This is a genomic window from Pseudoalteromonas luteoviolacea NCIMB 1944, assembly GCF_001625565.1.
Lineage (GTDB): Bacteria > Pseudomonadota > Gammaproteobacteria > Enterobacterales > Alteromonadaceae > Pseudoalteromonas > Pseudoalteromonas luteoviolacea_F.
On record NZ_AUXS01000026.1, the window covers coordinates 53,182 to 67,621 of the forward strand.

13 protein-coding genes are annotated in these 14,440 nt (G+C 39.4%); 3 read left to right on the forward strand and 10 right to left on the reverse strand.

Annotated features, from left to right (window positions below; translation table 11 throughout):
- Positions 1 to 108 precede the first annotated feature (108 nt).
- Both N483_RS09650 and N483_RS09660 read right to left on the reverse strand, forming a co-directional pair.
- Entirely contained in the window at positions 109 to 1,938 is a 1,830-nt protein-coding gene (locus tag N483_RS09650; RefSeq protein ID WP_023401043.1) for a serine hydrolase domain-containing protein, read from the reverse strand.
- A gap of 588 nt (positions 1,939 to 2,526) precedes the next feature.
- Positions 2,527 to 2,775, reverse strand: coding sequence for a hypothetical protein (locus tag N483_RS09660; protein ID WP_023401044.1), 249 nt, complete (start codon positions 2,773 to 2,775; stop codon positions 2,527 to 2,529).
- 618 nt (positions 2,776 to 3,393) lie between these two features.
- Between N483_RS09660 and N483_RS09665 the strand changes: the two genes are divergently transcribed.
- On the forward strand, positions 3,394 to 5,337 hold the full coding sequence (locus N483_RS09665; RefSeq protein ID WP_023401045.1) for a GEVED domain-containing protein: 1,944 nt from the start codon (positions 3,394 to 3,396) through the stop codon (positions 5,335 to 5,337).
- A gap of 193 nt (positions 5,338 to 5,530) precedes the next feature.
- On the opposite strand, the gene N483_RS09670 is transcribed toward N483_RS09665, so the two are convergent.
- From N483_RS09670 to N483_RS27255, 3 genes are all read right to left on the reverse strand, one after another.
- Positions 5,531 to 6,061, reverse strand: coding sequence for a GNAT family N-acetyltransferase (locus tag N483_RS09670; RefSeq protein WP_023401046.1), 531 nt, complete (start codon positions 6,059 to 6,061; stop codon positions 5,531 to 5,533).
- Between the two features lie 117 nt (positions 6,062 to 6,178).
- Positions 6,179 to 6,649: a hypothetical protein gene (locus tag N483_RS09675; protein WP_023401047.1), complete on the reverse strand. Its 471-nt coding sequence runs from the start codon at positions 6,647 to 6,649 to the stop codon at positions 6,179 to 6,181.
- 180 nt (positions 6,650 to 6,829) lie between these two features.
- A complete protein-coding gene (locus tag N483_RS27255) occupies positions 6,830 to 7,234 on the reverse strand; it encodes a DUF4177 domain-containing protein (protein WP_023401048.1) in 405 nt (134 codons plus the stop codon).
- A 469-nt stretch (positions 7,235 to 7,703) separates the two neighbouring features.
- On the opposite strand from N483_RS27255, the gene N483_RS09685 reads away from it, so the two are divergent.
- Positions 7,704 to 9,341: an energy transducer TonB gene (locus tag N483_RS09685; RefSeq protein ID WP_023401049.1), complete on the forward strand. Its 1,638-nt coding sequence runs from the start codon at positions 7,704 to 7,706 to the stop codon at positions 9,339 to 9,341.
- A gap of 178 nt (positions 9,342 to 9,519) precedes the next feature.
- Here N483_RS09685 and N483_RS09690 read toward each other — a convergent pair whose 3' ends face one another.
- The 4 genes from N483_RS09690 to N483_RS09710 all read right to left on the reverse strand — a co-directional run bounded on the left by N483_RS09690 (position 9,520) and on the right by N483_RS09710 (position 12,243).
- The gene (locus N483_RS09690; protein WP_023401050.1) at positions 9,520 to 9,999 is read right to left on the reverse strand and encodes an NUDIX hydrolase; all 480 of its coding nucleotides are present in this window, start codon (positions 9,997 to 9,999) and stop codon (positions 9,520 to 9,522) included.
- A gap of 111 nt (positions 10,000 to 10,110) precedes the next feature.
- On the reverse strand, positions 10,111 to 10,566 hold the full coding sequence (locus N483_RS09695; RefSeq protein ID WP_023401051.1) for a hypothetical protein: 456 nt from the start codon (positions 10,564 to 10,566) through the stop codon (positions 10,111 to 10,113).
- 200 nt (positions 10,567 to 10,766) lie between these two features.
- Positions 10,767 to 11,108 carry a hypothetical protein gene (locus N483_RS09700; RefSeq protein ID WP_023401052.1) on the reverse strand — a complete coding sequence of 114 codons (342 nt, stop codon included), beginning with the start codon at positions 11,106 to 11,108 and terminating at the stop codon, positions 10,767 to 10,769.
- Between the two features lie 448 nt (positions 11,109 to 11,556).
- Positions 11,557 to 12,243, reverse strand: a complete 687-nt coding sequence (locus N483_RS09710; protein WP_023401054.1) for a helix-turn-helix domain-containing protein — start codon at positions 12,241 to 12,243, stop codon at positions 11,557 to 11,559.
- 356 nt (positions 12,244 to 12,599) lie between these two features.
- On the opposite strand from N483_RS09710, the gene N483_RS09715 reads away from it, so the two are divergent.
- Positions 12,600 to 13,757 carry a tetratricopeptide repeat protein gene (locus tag N483_RS09715; RefSeq protein ID WP_023401055.1) on the forward strand — a complete coding sequence of 386 codons (1,158 nt, stop codon included), beginning with the start codon at positions 12,600 to 12,602 and terminating at the stop codon, positions 13,755 to 13,757.
- A 215-nt stretch (positions 13,758 to 13,972) separates the two neighbouring features.
- Here the strand turns inward: N483_RS09715 and N483_RS09720 are convergent, their stop codons facing one another.
- Positions 13,973 to 14,416: a nuclear transport factor 2 family protein gene (locus tag N483_RS09720; protein ID WP_023401057.1), complete on the reverse strand. Its 444-nt coding sequence runs from the start codon at positions 14,414 to 14,416 to the stop codon at positions 13,973 to 13,975.
- Between the last annotated feature and the right edge of the window lie 24 nt (positions 14,417 to 14,440).

A 14,440-nucleotide genomic window follows, 5' to 3' on the forward strand; every position in this document is an offset into this window, starting at 1 on the left:
AAATGTCATTATTAACTCTATACATGACGAGTTAATAAAGTGCATAGCACCAATCGCATATTCGCCGGCTTTAAGCCCTACGCCTCCATATCCTTGCTCAGTGAAACTCTATATTTTCCAAAGTGCAATTGGCATAAAATCCCAATAAAACATCACACAATACCACTGTAAAAACATCAACAAGGCAAACACATGATATTTAATATCTTTGAAAGTACGCTGGCGAATTAATAACACCGAAGCAGTCAAAACGGATAACGGCAGTAATGTACTGCAAACGAACAAAGACAGGCTCGCCAGTGTTTTATCTCCTAGCTGTAAATAGTGTTGTTGGCCAAGCAAGTAAATAGGCACTGCGAATGCTATAAAGTTAATTGCAGGTAATACTAACGCCCTATTCTGGCTTGTTTGAAATCGTACCAACTTGTACAAACCGACCACCAATAAATAGACAAAACTAAGTAAGCCAACGCTCAGACTTACCCAATAAAGTGTAAACTTCACAACAGATATTTTAGAGTAAGTCTTAAACCCATCCGTTAGATATTGCTCACCGCGAGCTTCGTAAATAACATGTGATGGAGTACGGCGCGTTTTATCCCTATAAATACCATCACCTAGGGGCAATAAGACCCGGTCTTTTGTCTGTAGTGACCGAATAGTTAATTGCCCCTCATTTTGCGAAAGATATACCGAATGAAACATTAAATCAGGTAATGCAAAGTGAACCATTTTGTTGGGTGCCAATACATACACGCCCTCTATTTCCGGGTTTTGAACCGATGGCGCTTCGCGCTCGGCTAGCTTGGCAGGTTCCAAATCTAATTGCTCGATAAAAAGTTGGTTAAGTTTATCCAACTTTGCTGATTCATTGTCTGTATTTACAGCCCAAAAATATGCTTTATTTTGTTCGGGAAAAATACATAAATAAGCATTATAGCCATAAGCGCTGCCGGGGCGACATGCGCCGAACACGTCATGGCGATCTCGTCCCGATAGGACTAGCCCCTGCCCTATCTTCAGCCCATGTTTAACTGATTCAGTCTCTTGCGGAGTTGACATCAAGCTCAGCAACTGCGGAGCAATAAAGTTTGATTTTGTGTCGTGCTCCTCTGTCAGTAAAAATCGAAGAAACTTAGCCATATCAGGTGCAGTCGTGACAAACTGCCCCGCAGGCCTGAGCACAGTGCTGACTGGCGTCTGTCTTACTTGATTTTCATAGTGACCAATGGCAAGTATGGGGTCATGTTCATCAACAAAATGAAAACTACTGTGATGCATCTTTAGTGGTTTTAGTACTTGATCTAACAGGTAGTCCTCATAGCGCTCAGCTGCCACTTTTTCAATCATCATACCAAGCAATGTAAACCCCATATTTGAATAGGAAAAGCGGCGTCCTGGCTGGTTTCTCACATCAAGAGTGCTGCTATCTCTAAAAGCCAACTCCAGAGGCATATCTGGGTCGGTCTGAGTGGTCAACAGTTGATGTAATCGAATGTCATCAAGTCCAGATGTATGTGTTAGTAAATGCCTAACCGTTATCGGATGCGTTTTTGACCAAGGGTTATTGATCTCAAGGCTCGGCAACATTTCAGACACGCGAGTATCGAGGCTTAGTTTTTGCTCAGTAATCAAACGCAACACACCCACAGCCAATACTGCTTTTGTTACTGATCCTACATACATTTTATGCAGTTCAGTCATTGCTTTTTGGCTTTGGGCGTCGCTCACACCTTGTGCGCCTGTTACATTGCGATCACTCTCTACCATGGCCCAAACTATGCCATCCAATTGCTGTTCTGTTAAAACCTGCTCAATTTTCTGATCAATGCCTGACACTGCATCATTGTTGCTTGTTGCATACACTGGGCTCAAGCATGAAATAACGACAGCAAATAAAGTAAATACAAGTTGGTGGGTTGTTATTATGTTTTTCACTTATTCTCCCAAACTAATTTCTTACCAATTGTGACATTCGCATCGAACGTCTAAATACATGTAAAGACTAATCGTGCTACAAGTATCTGATTAACGACGTGAAAAAAATGTGAAAAGGGGTTTGCAGTGGACCAGAATAGTGAATTAATGTCTATGTTTTTTAAAACAAGATGTTAGGCTAAATTGCTTGCAAACAAATACATCGCGGCGCGATAGCGTTTATATAGTGATTTATTTTTTTGGTATTCATACGTCACGTCAATTCGGCAGACAAAAAACGAGATTTTAGACATCGCAGCCATATGTACAAAAATACCTTCGAGCAGATTTAATATACCAATACTACTCAATTTACCTCACTACTTAGTAAGTTAATTGGGTAAGTTATATGGTGATAGATTTTAAAGCGAACACTCGAGTAATTACAACCAAAAACACAATAATAAAAATTAAAATTGGGATACAATATACTAAAAAAGACTCAAAAATATGCTTTAAAAGCAATAGAGGGAAACTAAATACAACAGTCTCCCAGCATTTTTTATGCGTTCAAATAACCCCTAAAACAGGCTTATTTAACAGCAGTGCTTAGTTTACGTGTCTTTGTGAAATTAGAGCGTAAATTCCCCAACCACCCATATGTGTTGATGGGCAAGTTACGTGTCCTGATAAATATCTGGTCGCGTAATCTGAACCAGGAGGCCTAACATAGTCAGGAGCACCCTGAGTCATTTTATATTTACAAATGGTAAATGGAGAGCCCGCCGCATTCGCAGTTGAAATCGCAGAAACAGCTGTAGCTAGCGCAAATGTTACACCAATAAGTAGAGTTTTCACTTTATCATTTCCTTTTTTTGAAAAATAGAGCCAATAGTAAACGCTGAACAGCGGCTGAATTCAACCTCTCAAAATTGATTAATTTTCATACTCGCAAACTTATAAAATTAGCCTAAACAAGTTAATTACCGCCTCCATATGACTCAAAAATCGCCAATTATATTGCGCAATTTATTACTTCGTTATTGCTGATTCTTTTCTGCAAAAATACCTCTGAAAAATTTATATTACTTTTAATAATGGGAAGTTGCGCCACATTCTGTGATTACCCTATTTACCTTGAGTTACACTCCCAACAATAAAATCAAGGTCCTTTGTATTAAAAACAATCAATGGGAAATATTATTCCAATATTCCAAAGAGTCATATTGATATACAAAAACAATCCTCACCTTATTAAATCAATATAAAACAATAGCTTATAGATTTAATCTTACCCATTTCAGATAATCATGAGATAATTTCACCTTTACAACTATTGTATACAATATACACTAAATTCGAAAGACTGTTAAAGGAACACGAGAAATTGATTAATTATTTGTGACTTTTTTAGCCTTTTTACCATGAGAAAAATGCCTTCGGGCATGTCAACTCACAATTTGGAGAACATGTAAAGTGAATATTAAACGAACAAAACAATTGTTATTAATGGGGTCCTGTCTATTGCCCAGCGCCCTTATATGCAGCAACGCACTCGCGACCACAGGCGCAGTCCCACAAAACAACTATTGCGCCAGTTCAGGGGGCGGAAACTATGAGCATATCGCTGGTGTATCTGCAGGAGGAGTAAACAACACCTCGTCTGGTCAGTCGGCATACACTGACTATACCAATCTTACGGCTGAACTTAGTGTTGGGCAAAATCAAATCACCCTAACTCCAGGGTTCGTCAACAACGCCTATACGGAGTACTGGAGCGTGTATATTGACCTCAATAATGATGGAGACTTTAGTGATATCGATGAATTGGTTGGCTCAGGTAACGGCCGTTCGGCATTGACAACAACCTTAGATATCCCTGCTTCCGCAGAGGGCGTAACGTCGCGAATGCGTATTGCTATGAAATACAATTCACCCGTTGCAAATGCCTGTGAAAACTTTAATTCAGGTGAAGTTGAAGACTACTCTGTGACCATCAAAAAACGTGATACAACACAACTTGAAAATACTTGTCTAAGTCAAACGCCGACAGATCAGTCTGCACTCGTAGATGGCGTTCCTGTCTGCGTTAAATCTTCATCTCAGTTTCAAAGTTTCTCGGTTCCTGGAGCTGACACCGCTGGCAGTGTTGCGATCACCACATCCTATGGTCAGGGTAACTTGACCTTAGAAGCTCGCAACGGAGAAGGAGGCTACCCTCGACCCGGCGACGATAGTATACGCTCGAAACACATTGGAAATACTGAGTGTGTTGTCATCTCAAACCCAACTAAATATTGGACTAACATCGTAATGCGGGGCCTCTTCAAAGGTGCCACCATTGTCGCTGACTTAGGTGCCACCAGCTGCCGTAAAGAACCAGGCCCTATCGACCCGGGCAATGTTGCATATGAGTTTTCACACGTAAATGTGATCATTTTTCCTATTAGCTTTAATGGCACACCACTGCCTTGGTCAAGAGATCAAATCAATGCCGATATGGAAACTGTCAAGCAGTACTATGCTGAGCAATCCTATGGTCGATTCAATGTAACTTGGGAGATCAAGCCTGAAATTTACATTAATGAGCCTAAGTCAAAGTATGATTCTGACACCAAAGCTTGGCACCAACTTTATGCAGACAAAATCGCAGAAGCAGGTGTTGATATGAACTTCCCAGGTGAGGCAAATCTTGTCATGATGGCTGCCCCACAAGTATCAACTATTAACTCGCAAGCTGGCCCTCCATTTATCCAGCTATATCACCACAAACCAGGCACCATTGCACATGAAATGGGACATGCAATGGGACTGCGTCACTCAATGTCTGTTGAGGCAGGGAACCATGTAATAAATTCAGGTAACGATACGATCCGTAACTATGGTAATCCACATGCTATGATGGGGATGGGAGCGCACACATTAGAAGAATATAACCTAATGTATAAGAGCTACTTTAAAGGCTGGCTCACAGATGCAGAAGTTCCTCTGATCACATCTTCTGGTACTTATCGTATTTACGCCTTTGACCATGGTACGGCAAATGGCACAAATGCGCCTGGCAATATTGGGCTGCGCTTGATGTCTGGAAATGGCGATTACACATACTGGCTTGAGTACCGCACAACAAACGACAGATATAATACCAATACTAAAAATGGTGTACTGGTCAATATCAAAGGCTATATGGAAAATGAACCTTTACCTTCGTTTTGGAATCATCGTTCAGCACTTTTGGATATGACCCCCAACTCTAAAGATAACTCTCGCTGGGCACAAGAAGATGAAACGGACGCTGAGTTAGCTATTGGCAAGAGCTTTACCGATCCTTGGAATGGTTTCAAAATCACGCCAATTGCTCGAGGTGGTCAAGAAGACTCTGCAAATGCATGGATAGATGTAAAAGTAGAGAAACTGTAAGTTCTAACTAGTGCGCATATAGGAACTATAAAAAGGATATATTTGGCAACCCCTCAAGCTGAGTCAAAACAATTTGGCTCAGCTTTATAAACAATTTTACCTTTGTTTATTCGTAGTTTAGCTTTATCACAACAAAGAATATGAGTGTTAAAATCAGCCCCTTTAAAGCGGCTTTATTGCCTTTCCCAATTTGTTACCGCGCCAATAGTCCATAGATAGCCGAGTCTGAAACCACTCCGTTAATTTCCCAGCGTTGTTTTAACACTCCTTCCTTTTCAAAACCTAATCTCTCAAGTGCTTTGCTTGACGAGATATTGTCAGGATCTATTTCAGCTTCAATTCTACGTAGCCCTAGATGGTTAAATGCGTGCTCGACCAATGCTTGTCCAGCTTCCGAGACGATTCCTTTACCCCAATAGCGGCGGCTGATCCCAAACCCAATTTCTGCTCGCTTAGATGGTTTATCATAACTAAAGAGCATAATCTTACCCAATAGCTCTCCTGTCTCCTTCCAGTAAATTCCTAACGTCATTTGAGTATTATTTTCAAGTGTTGCTGTACTTTTAGCTATAAAGCAGGTTGCTTGTTCCATTGAACCCCACGGCTCTGTATTCCAATATTTCATCACTTCATGATCTGAGAATATTGCAAATAAGGCCCTAGCATCCTCTTTAGTTAACGCCTTTAATATTAGTCGTTCAGTTTCTATAACTGTTGTTGCCATTTAGCACCTTTCCTTTAGTAGCTTGTTTGAACACAACGGCTGTTCAAAGTAAAAATTATGGGTTTTAGCAAATGAAGAGTGGCCTACCTTGAAGCACGCAGATGCACTCACAAAACACTATTTCTCGTAATACTGATAAGGTTCTATCGAGTCACTATAGTTACCTAGTTTGAAAGCCCTGTGCTCAGGAGAATATAAAAGCTCAACGAAAACTCTGCCCTTATTGGTTTTGGGATCTGATTCTTTCTCTCCGGTGTCAATTAAATCAGCCTCGAATACAATATCATTGTAACCATCCGAGTTTATGTCTTTCAGTCTTTGTCTCATTAGGCATGGTGAGTATAAAAAGCCATTGTCATGACAATCGAATACCCTAACCCACAGCCCATCTCTCACTTTAACACTGCCATTTCCCTTTTGACTGAACTCAAATTTAATCGTAGCAAATACAGACTCTCGAATAGATACTTTTTTATCTATTTTCCAGTAAATAGGCTGCTCTGATTCAAAAACTTCTTTTGGGGTTAATATTTGGTTTGCAATTGAAATGCATGGGGATATTAATAATAAAAGCAATATATACTTCATATTGTTCTCTCGATCTACTGCGCCCACATTTGAAAAATGTAATATGGTAACGACTGGCTAAAATTCACTCAAAACTAACACAATACTCAATGTCTACTAAAGTCGAGACCGTAACTGTGGCAAGTCAAACAGCAAAACATATAGCTAGCTTATATTATTTGACTTACCAACCCTCTTTGATTACTCAATCAATTCTCGCTCTAAAATAGCAATCATTTTTTCAGATTGCCCCATATTAGATGAAGCAGGCAGCACCATTTGGTTTAGTCGCCAACCCTTAGCCCCTTCAACATTCAGCACCTCATCTATATCAGGTGTACCCTGTTTAAAAAAACCAAATTTAAACGGAAGTTCTACAGTTTTATATTCGTACTTTTTCATTTTAGGTTGTTCCTCGTAATCAAGGTCTCGAACATCAAGTTCAAATGCGGATGCTAGTGCTTTCTTCGACTGCAAAGATGCTGTCGCCTCTGACTCAATTCTTTGAATCGTCCTCAGGTTAAGTCCAGAAGCAATTGCCAGCTCATCTTGAGACCAAGATTTTTCTTTTCTCATTCTTAGAATTAATTCTGCATTTATTCTCATAATGTATTTGACCGTTATCTGTGACTGCTTAATTATTTTGGTAAACCCATGAAAGTAAAACGAAACTTATACGCACCTTTTACGACAACTATACGAAAGTTATACGACACTTAGGTGTTATTAGCGCTAAATACACTTATACCGTAAATTGCTCGGCAAAAACAGATGGCGAATGTTTATGATATACGAAGAATACTTAAGATCCACTGCCCAAAGCGTACACCGACTGTACATAAACTTGAATAACAAAACGCTAAAAAACTCACTGTTAAAACTGTCTCTATCAGTCGCAACAAAAAACATCATACTATTGATTTTTATGCTTATTTTAACAAATAAGTTATACTATGATCAGGATTTCAGGTGCCTTTACAATCGTTAACAGCATTTATACTTCAAACATTGAACCTTACTTCAAGCAAAGTATGCAAAGTGCTAATATTGAGAAAAATATAATGGAATAATAACAATGAATAAACAACGGCTTACTATTACAGCACTTACTCTTGCTGTTTTGACTGGATGTCAGTCATCACCCTCTCCCCCTGCGGTAGAATTACCAGCTCAAAATGAGCAAGCTGTAACAACTACGCCGAAAGCCCAAACTGAAATAGCGACCACTCCAAGTCAACAAAAATTAAGTTGTGAACCGCTTAGGTATCAGTGCCACTTGATGCAGCCAGAACAAGATATAAGCGAAAGTACAGCCAAAGATATATCCTTTGCTTTAAATATCGCAACCCATGGCTACTATAGCGCCGCAGTCATAAGGTTAGAAAAAATCAAAAGCCAAAATGTTTATGAGCAGGCAATTGTGGATTATCACCTAGCTAATATGAATATGAAGCGGATCGGAGAAGATGCACATGCCTTAGATTATGCTTTAAAAGCAATAGACAGTGAGAGCTTACCAGCAGAAGAATATAAATCGGCGCAGCTTCTGGCAATAAAACTGCTTGTTAAGCATGGTTGGTTCGAGCTTGGAGAAGAAAAATCATTAAATTATTTGGCATATATTGGTGAATCGTTTGACTTTGACATCTTTGAAATTTTCGATCAAATAGCACAGCAGAAAAAAGACCAAACACGTTACGAGTTACTGCTTGATATTCAAACAATGATTGATGGAGAAGCGCAAAATAAGGCCGCTCAACGCGTGCTCGATGAGATAAAAACTCGGATAGCAAAACAGTATGCTGATCAAATCCAATTTGAGAAACACATAAAGCCAACCGACAAACTAAAAAACAAAACATGTCAAACCCTGACCTATCAATGTCACAGCCAACGAGCAAAAAAGGTGCTGCCTGCGAATATTAAACAAGCCATTGATACGGCGACCAAGCAACAGCAAGATAACAATGCAATGGCAGCAAAAGAAACGCTTGAATCCATAAAGACAAACTCAGACTTTGAAACAGCCATGATCAATCGTAAATTGGCCTATTTATATAGTGACGTTAAGCTACATGAGCTATCGGTGCGTCATGCCAGCGCAGCGATCAATAGTGGTGCTCTAAACGCTGAGGATCACAGATACCAAATGAGATTGGAAGTATTTGGACTCTACTTACTAGGAGAGTTTGAGCAGGCAAAACAAAAAATTGAGGCTTACTTGAATTACATTGAGAAAGCATCAGACACCTACCTAGATGGCGTATTGCTTAAAATAGCCAAACAACAAGGTGATCAGCGCTTTTTTAAATATCTGCAAGATAAAACGCTTCAAAACCCCAAGCGCGCAGAAATTATACAGAGCTACATTGATTTTGGCTACTTTGGAGAAATTAAAGAAAAGAAAAAAAGCGCAGATACACCAAGAAGTTATAAGCCTGTAGTCATCTTTAGCAAAGAATACGACTATCCAATTGAAGCTGCAAAACAAGGTATTACCGGCAGCGTAACTTTAGAGTTTGACCTTAATGCGAAAGGCGAACCTGTTAATATTCGGGTAATTGAAGCAAGCCCTGAAGGCTACTTTGAACAAGCAGGGATAAATGCTTTAGAGCAATGGCGTTATAAAGTTAATCTCGACGATACAGGCAATGTGATTGAAGGAACAGGTATTCAAGTTCAGTTTGGATGGAATTTAGGTTCCGGCCAATAACGGTTTTTTCGTTTGGAGGTGTCAGAGCCTGTCCAAATTAATTCAAACAATGAAACCCCATTAATAACACCTTTGCAATAAAAGCTAGTTATATACCTAGCTTTTATTGCAGAACAAACACGCTAGCTGTTGCGATGGCAATGGATACTCGCGATAGGACATGTCAGCTCATAAAGCTTTAGCCAACATTGAGTTCATTAACTTTGATGAACTTTGTCTCCATTGGCAAATTAACCAAGCCGTGCTGTAAAAATGTAGGTTTTAATTCGATACTGGATAAATCAGTCAAAGAGAACCATTTAAACTCAAGGTCGACCTCTTCTTCAATTCCACAAAAAACTTCCTTCATAGGGAAATGGTTCGGCTCACTGAGTTGCGCCAAAAAGTAATTGGCAATTTCATGATATTGCTTATTTGAATACTCAAAAAAGTTTTCAACATACCAAAGGTGACGTTTTACGACTATTTCAACTCCCAGCTCTTCGAGCAACTCGCGATTTAACGTAGCATCCGAATTTTCAAAAAACTCTACTCTGCCGCCCGGCAGTGCCCAAAATGGATCGCCCACAGCCCTATGCAATAATACGTGATTGTCGTGAATAACAACCGCAACGCTTCGGAAGTTAAAACGGGCACTCCCTTGATCAAATTTCAGCATATCGATACTCCTAAACACATCAGTCTATATAAGACTGAGACACAACTCGTGGTCGTCATATAAACCTCTAAATCATTAGTACCCAATTTAAATCGTTTATCCAAGCAATGTTTATTGTTCTAATAGGCTTTTATGATTAAAGAATTTTTTCACTGTATTACACACCTGACCCGGTTTTGCATTCATGTTTTTATAGTGATATTCAGTCGCGTATTCGCCCTTAGGAATGACCATATCAACAAACAACTCTGTTTCATTTAGGCGTTTAATCTTATCGCCAATTTTAGTGCCGTATTCAAGTAAAGTGTTGGTATTGTGTATTGTCGAATGAATGACTCCGTTTTCGACTTTCCACTTATTCCAATACATATCCACTTCAAGTGAATAAACTAAAGAAAAAGATATTTCACACTTGTCACCTGATTTTTGATATTCAATAAAGCTATAGTCAACTTGCTTATTGTCATGATTGATGACCCATGTGCCGATTAAGTGATGAATACTATGGTTAGCTGACAGTACGCATGAAGAAAATAAAAATAAAAACAGTGATGTTAAAGCTTTCAAAGTGCCTCCTTTTGCACTAAAACCTCGCCTTACTATCGAAGCGCTGCGAGTTAAGCGAGTTTATTTTCGCTTGTGAAAATAAAGTGACCTCTTGAATGAATTAGGTTTTGCTTGATATCTTTTGACCTGAGCATGTTCATTCATTACCTCCAAAGGTATTTTGAATAATGTGCAGCAGATGCTATAGCAAGAAGTTACATTCACTTAGCTTTACATGAAAAAGAGATATCAGGCACTTTTGCTCTGAAGCCTAAATGGGCTTCATCGCAGCACAAACCAAATTCCCAAATCAAGCCCGATACCAACTGTGAATCAAACCGAATAATATCCCAAGGAAGATTGAGCTGTGCAAATGCATTGACTTCGCCACTGGTGACTTCAAAATACATAATCTCAGACACTTCAAAAGTGGCCAAGGCTTCGTTGTCTAAATCATCCCAAGGAGCAACAACAAGCTTTAGTTCTGATTGTGATAACGACAATACCTTAAGGGCATGAGTGCCCAAAGAGCGAAATAATAATTCAGAAATATTCTTATCCATATTTGTCTTCTTGGCTCAGCTAATACAATAAGATACTGAACTGCCGTTCACACTCTTTGGGCGTAACACTATTGGTCAGTATGAATTGCGCTTTTTATTTTTCTATATTTTACAAAACAGCCAATAAAACTTACCACACATACTGCTTTCAACGCTAACAGGCTAAAAGGGCGCCACCAGGCCCCTGTACTTGCTTCGATTATGTCTGATATGCCAAAGGCAATAAAAGCTAATGAAGCAATTATGCTCACCGTGAAATAGGCGTCTTTATGGCCTTTTAAAAGCAAATTTATGATTAAAGTAAGCGCCATGGCAAACCACAACATCGACTCAATATAGTTAAATTCCGCAATCGTCATCGCAAGTTCTCACCCATTATTATTGGCTCCCAAAAATAAACTCGACTGCATTTAAAGCCACCTTTCCGTATACCTAGCATGCGATGAGTTTACTCTTTAATATCGCATGTTTTAAGCTTAATGCTCAAAGGCCTAAACACGCATTCACTTAATAACGCAGCATAAAATAAAACCACTAAATTGACGGATATCGCCCTTAGCAAGGAAAAGTTTTCATAGGTGTCAATATTGCTAAGTATTGCGATTAAGCCTACAACTAAGCCGATCAATGCGCCACCATACAAGAACTTAACTTGGCTTTTATATAGTTCTGCCAGATATCTAGCTTTCTCTCCACCAACCATCTCTTCTGTGAATATGTATTTAAGCCCTGACAAAGACTTAAACATGCCATTTGTACCAAAAGTCACCATGGTTGCTGCATACAAAAATAAGATGAGAAATACGCCAGAAGTAACATCTAGATAATTTCGTAAGCTTGCACCGAGAAAAATCAACATGCCGACAGCACAAGATATCATTAACAATCCCACTAAACTTTTCATAATTACTTTCCTCGTCCACTTAATTTGAATGTCTGTTGAGGTTGCCTTCAGCGCTTGAGGAGAAAGTTCATACACAGATGCGAGTGCTAGCGTAGATTCAGCAGAAGCCTTACCGTCAGCTTCTATACGCTGAATTGTGCGTACAGATAAACCCGTTGCTTTGGCAAGTACTTCCTGTGACCAGCCTTTTTCTTTGCGTAGTGTCTTTAACTTATTTATTGAAAGAAACAATTTGAGCTCCTTAAAAACTTTGAAAACAACGAACGTAATTATGCGCACGCCTCCTTTAACGTCTATTGCTATACAACGACATTTAGACGCCACAGCATGACAAAGCTTTAAAGTCAGTACGTTATAAAAGGGTTGAATGCTTTTAGGTTACAATTAAAGGCGCCTGCTCAGATAGCCCAAGAAGTTACGCTCTGGTTAAATAAAATCACAATAGCTTGCGTGTGCCACTCACGACACTAGTAAATATTTAGGAGTAAAAGGCTCGATACTTCATGGGCTGCTTTCGAGCAATTGCTAATTAAGAAGATACGTGACATAAATAAGTAGCCCACTGTTATTTTGAAGGAGCAATATTCATGATAAAAACCGCCATTCTATTGCTAGTTACAGCCCAATTGATTGCATGCTCAAGCACAAAAACAAGTCCTGTAGAAACCATCCCGCCTGTTGAAAAATTATTTAACCATGCTGCTTTTGAACACCAACCCACAATTGACGAGCATGATATATTTTCTTTGCCCAAACAAGAGCAACATAAATTTTTGACTTACTATAATGCAGAGCTCAATAAAGGTATTCGTCCAGACAGAGCTGTACTTAATTACCTCGAGCAACGCCTTGACCGATTTACTTTCGATGGCGCAACTCTAACAGCACGAGAATCTCTAGAAAAAAACGAAGGCAATTGCATATCTCTGGCAATATTAACTCAGGCCTATGCATCGCTAGCGAAAATAGAAACCACATTTAGAGAAGTAGGCACGGTTCCTGTTTTTCGTAAAAACAACAATACCATATTGATCTCTAATCACTTTCGCACTAAATTGTTAGCGCCGAGTTCATCGAATGCAGCCAATCAATTTGAGATCATTCGCGCCGGCACAGTTGTCGACTATTTCCCTGCCCAAGACAGCTTTTTCATCGATACCGCTAGTTATGATGACCTAGTTGCTAAATATTATGCCAACAAAGCCGTTGATTCGCTGCTAGACAAGAATTTCAATAATAGCTATAGCTTTTTAATAAGTGCACTGAACTACAGCCCTAACGATGCGGAATTGATCAACGTCGCGGCAGTTTTACACCGTAGAAGAGGGCTACAAAACGACGCCCTAGAAATATTTAAATTTGCTGATAAACATCATTTGACTAGCCAAAACTTAATTTCGAACTATCTATCGTTAGCAAAAACCCAAGAAGATACACAGCTGGTCAATCACCTTGAGAACCTACTCGACAACAGCGTTTCGACTCCATTCGATAAAATTCAATTGGCGCAAAGGTCAATCAGAAAAGGAAGCTATAACAAAGCGATAAGAGAGCTAAAAGAAATCATTGTAGAAACGCCTTATATTCCAGAGCCCTATTTTGAGCTGGCACGTATTTATTATACTAAAGGCGATATAGAGAACACTGAGCGATTACTTGCGCTTGCAATCGAAAAGTCTTCAGATCCTCAAAAGCGCTCTCTGTTTCAAGCCAAACGTGACGCGATATCTAAAAGGAAGCATTAATGTGTGGTAGCTACATGTTGTAAATACCTAATCACATGTGGAGCTATTTTGTATGAGCGAAATAGCTAATTTACATCGAATACTTCGCTCATATCAGGTTGGAAAACAGCCAATCGTTAAGGCGGCAAAGATCGACAAAGTTTAAGTCACACTGGCAACCTACACAGCTTCGCTACCAAGCTCAATTCATGGGCCACATACCCTTTATCTTCGTATTATTTGGCATACTGATGGCTGCGAACCTGTTGTCTAGTAAAGATTTTATTGGTAATTTTCCAGCCTTGGTTAAGCTTCAATAGCAGGAAATAGTCAGTATATACCATGTTACGGTTGGTAATTGTTGCTTTTGCCATAGCCGAGTCACCCGTTACATCAATCGCGATTATCTCACCCACACGGTTGTTTTTTCTACCCTCTTCAATACCACTGATGTAGGTTTGTCCCGACCAGCGTTTAAACGCACCGCTGCTGTCAACATACTGAAGCTCTAAACTGGGTAAAAATGCCTGTTCAACTAAGGCGGGCTTTCCTTGCGCAGTGCCATCAAAGTACCATTGAATCACTTGCTTTATTTGTTCAATATCTTCATTTGCGCCAGCTGTGCTTATCTGCAACATACCAGCCAAAGACACCACCATTGCTTGAGTTATTCGTTTCATATTTATTCCTTGTTTTCTTTAAAA

Excerpts from the sequence above, each read along its gene's own strand:
- N483_RS09670 (WP_023401046.1), bottom strand. The coding sequence starts at position 6,061 with ATGGCAACAACAGTTATAGAAACTGAACGACTAATATTAAAGGCGTTA.
- N483_RS09675 (WP_023401047.1), bottom strand. The coding sequence starts at position 6,649 with ATGAAGTATATATTGCTTTTATTATTAATATCCCCATGCATTTCAATT.
- N483_RS27255 (WP_023401048.1), bottom strand. The coding sequence starts at position 7,234 with ATGAGAATAAATGCAGAATTAATTCTAAGAATGAGAAAAGAAAAATCT.
- N483_RS09685 (WP_023401049.1), top strand. The coding sequence starts at position 7,704 with ATGAATAAACAACGGCTTACTATTACAGCACTTACTCTTGCTGTTTTG.
- N483_RS09690 (WP_023401050.1), bottom strand. The coding sequence starts at position 9,999 with ATGCTGAAATTTGATCAAGGGAGTGCCCGTTTTAACTTCCGAAGCGTT.
- N483_RS09700 (WP_023401052.1), bottom strand. The coding sequence starts at position 11,108 with ATGGATAAGAATATTTCTGAATTATTATTTCGCTCTTTGGGCACTCAT.
- N483_RS09715 (WP_023401055.1), top strand. The coding sequence starts at position 12,600 with ATGATAAAAACCGCCATTCTATTGCTAGTTACAGCCCAATTGATTGCA.
- N483_RS09720 (WP_023401057.1), bottom strand. The coding sequence starts at position 14,416 with ATGAAACGAATAACTCAAGCAATGGTGGTGTCTTTGGCTGGTATGTTG.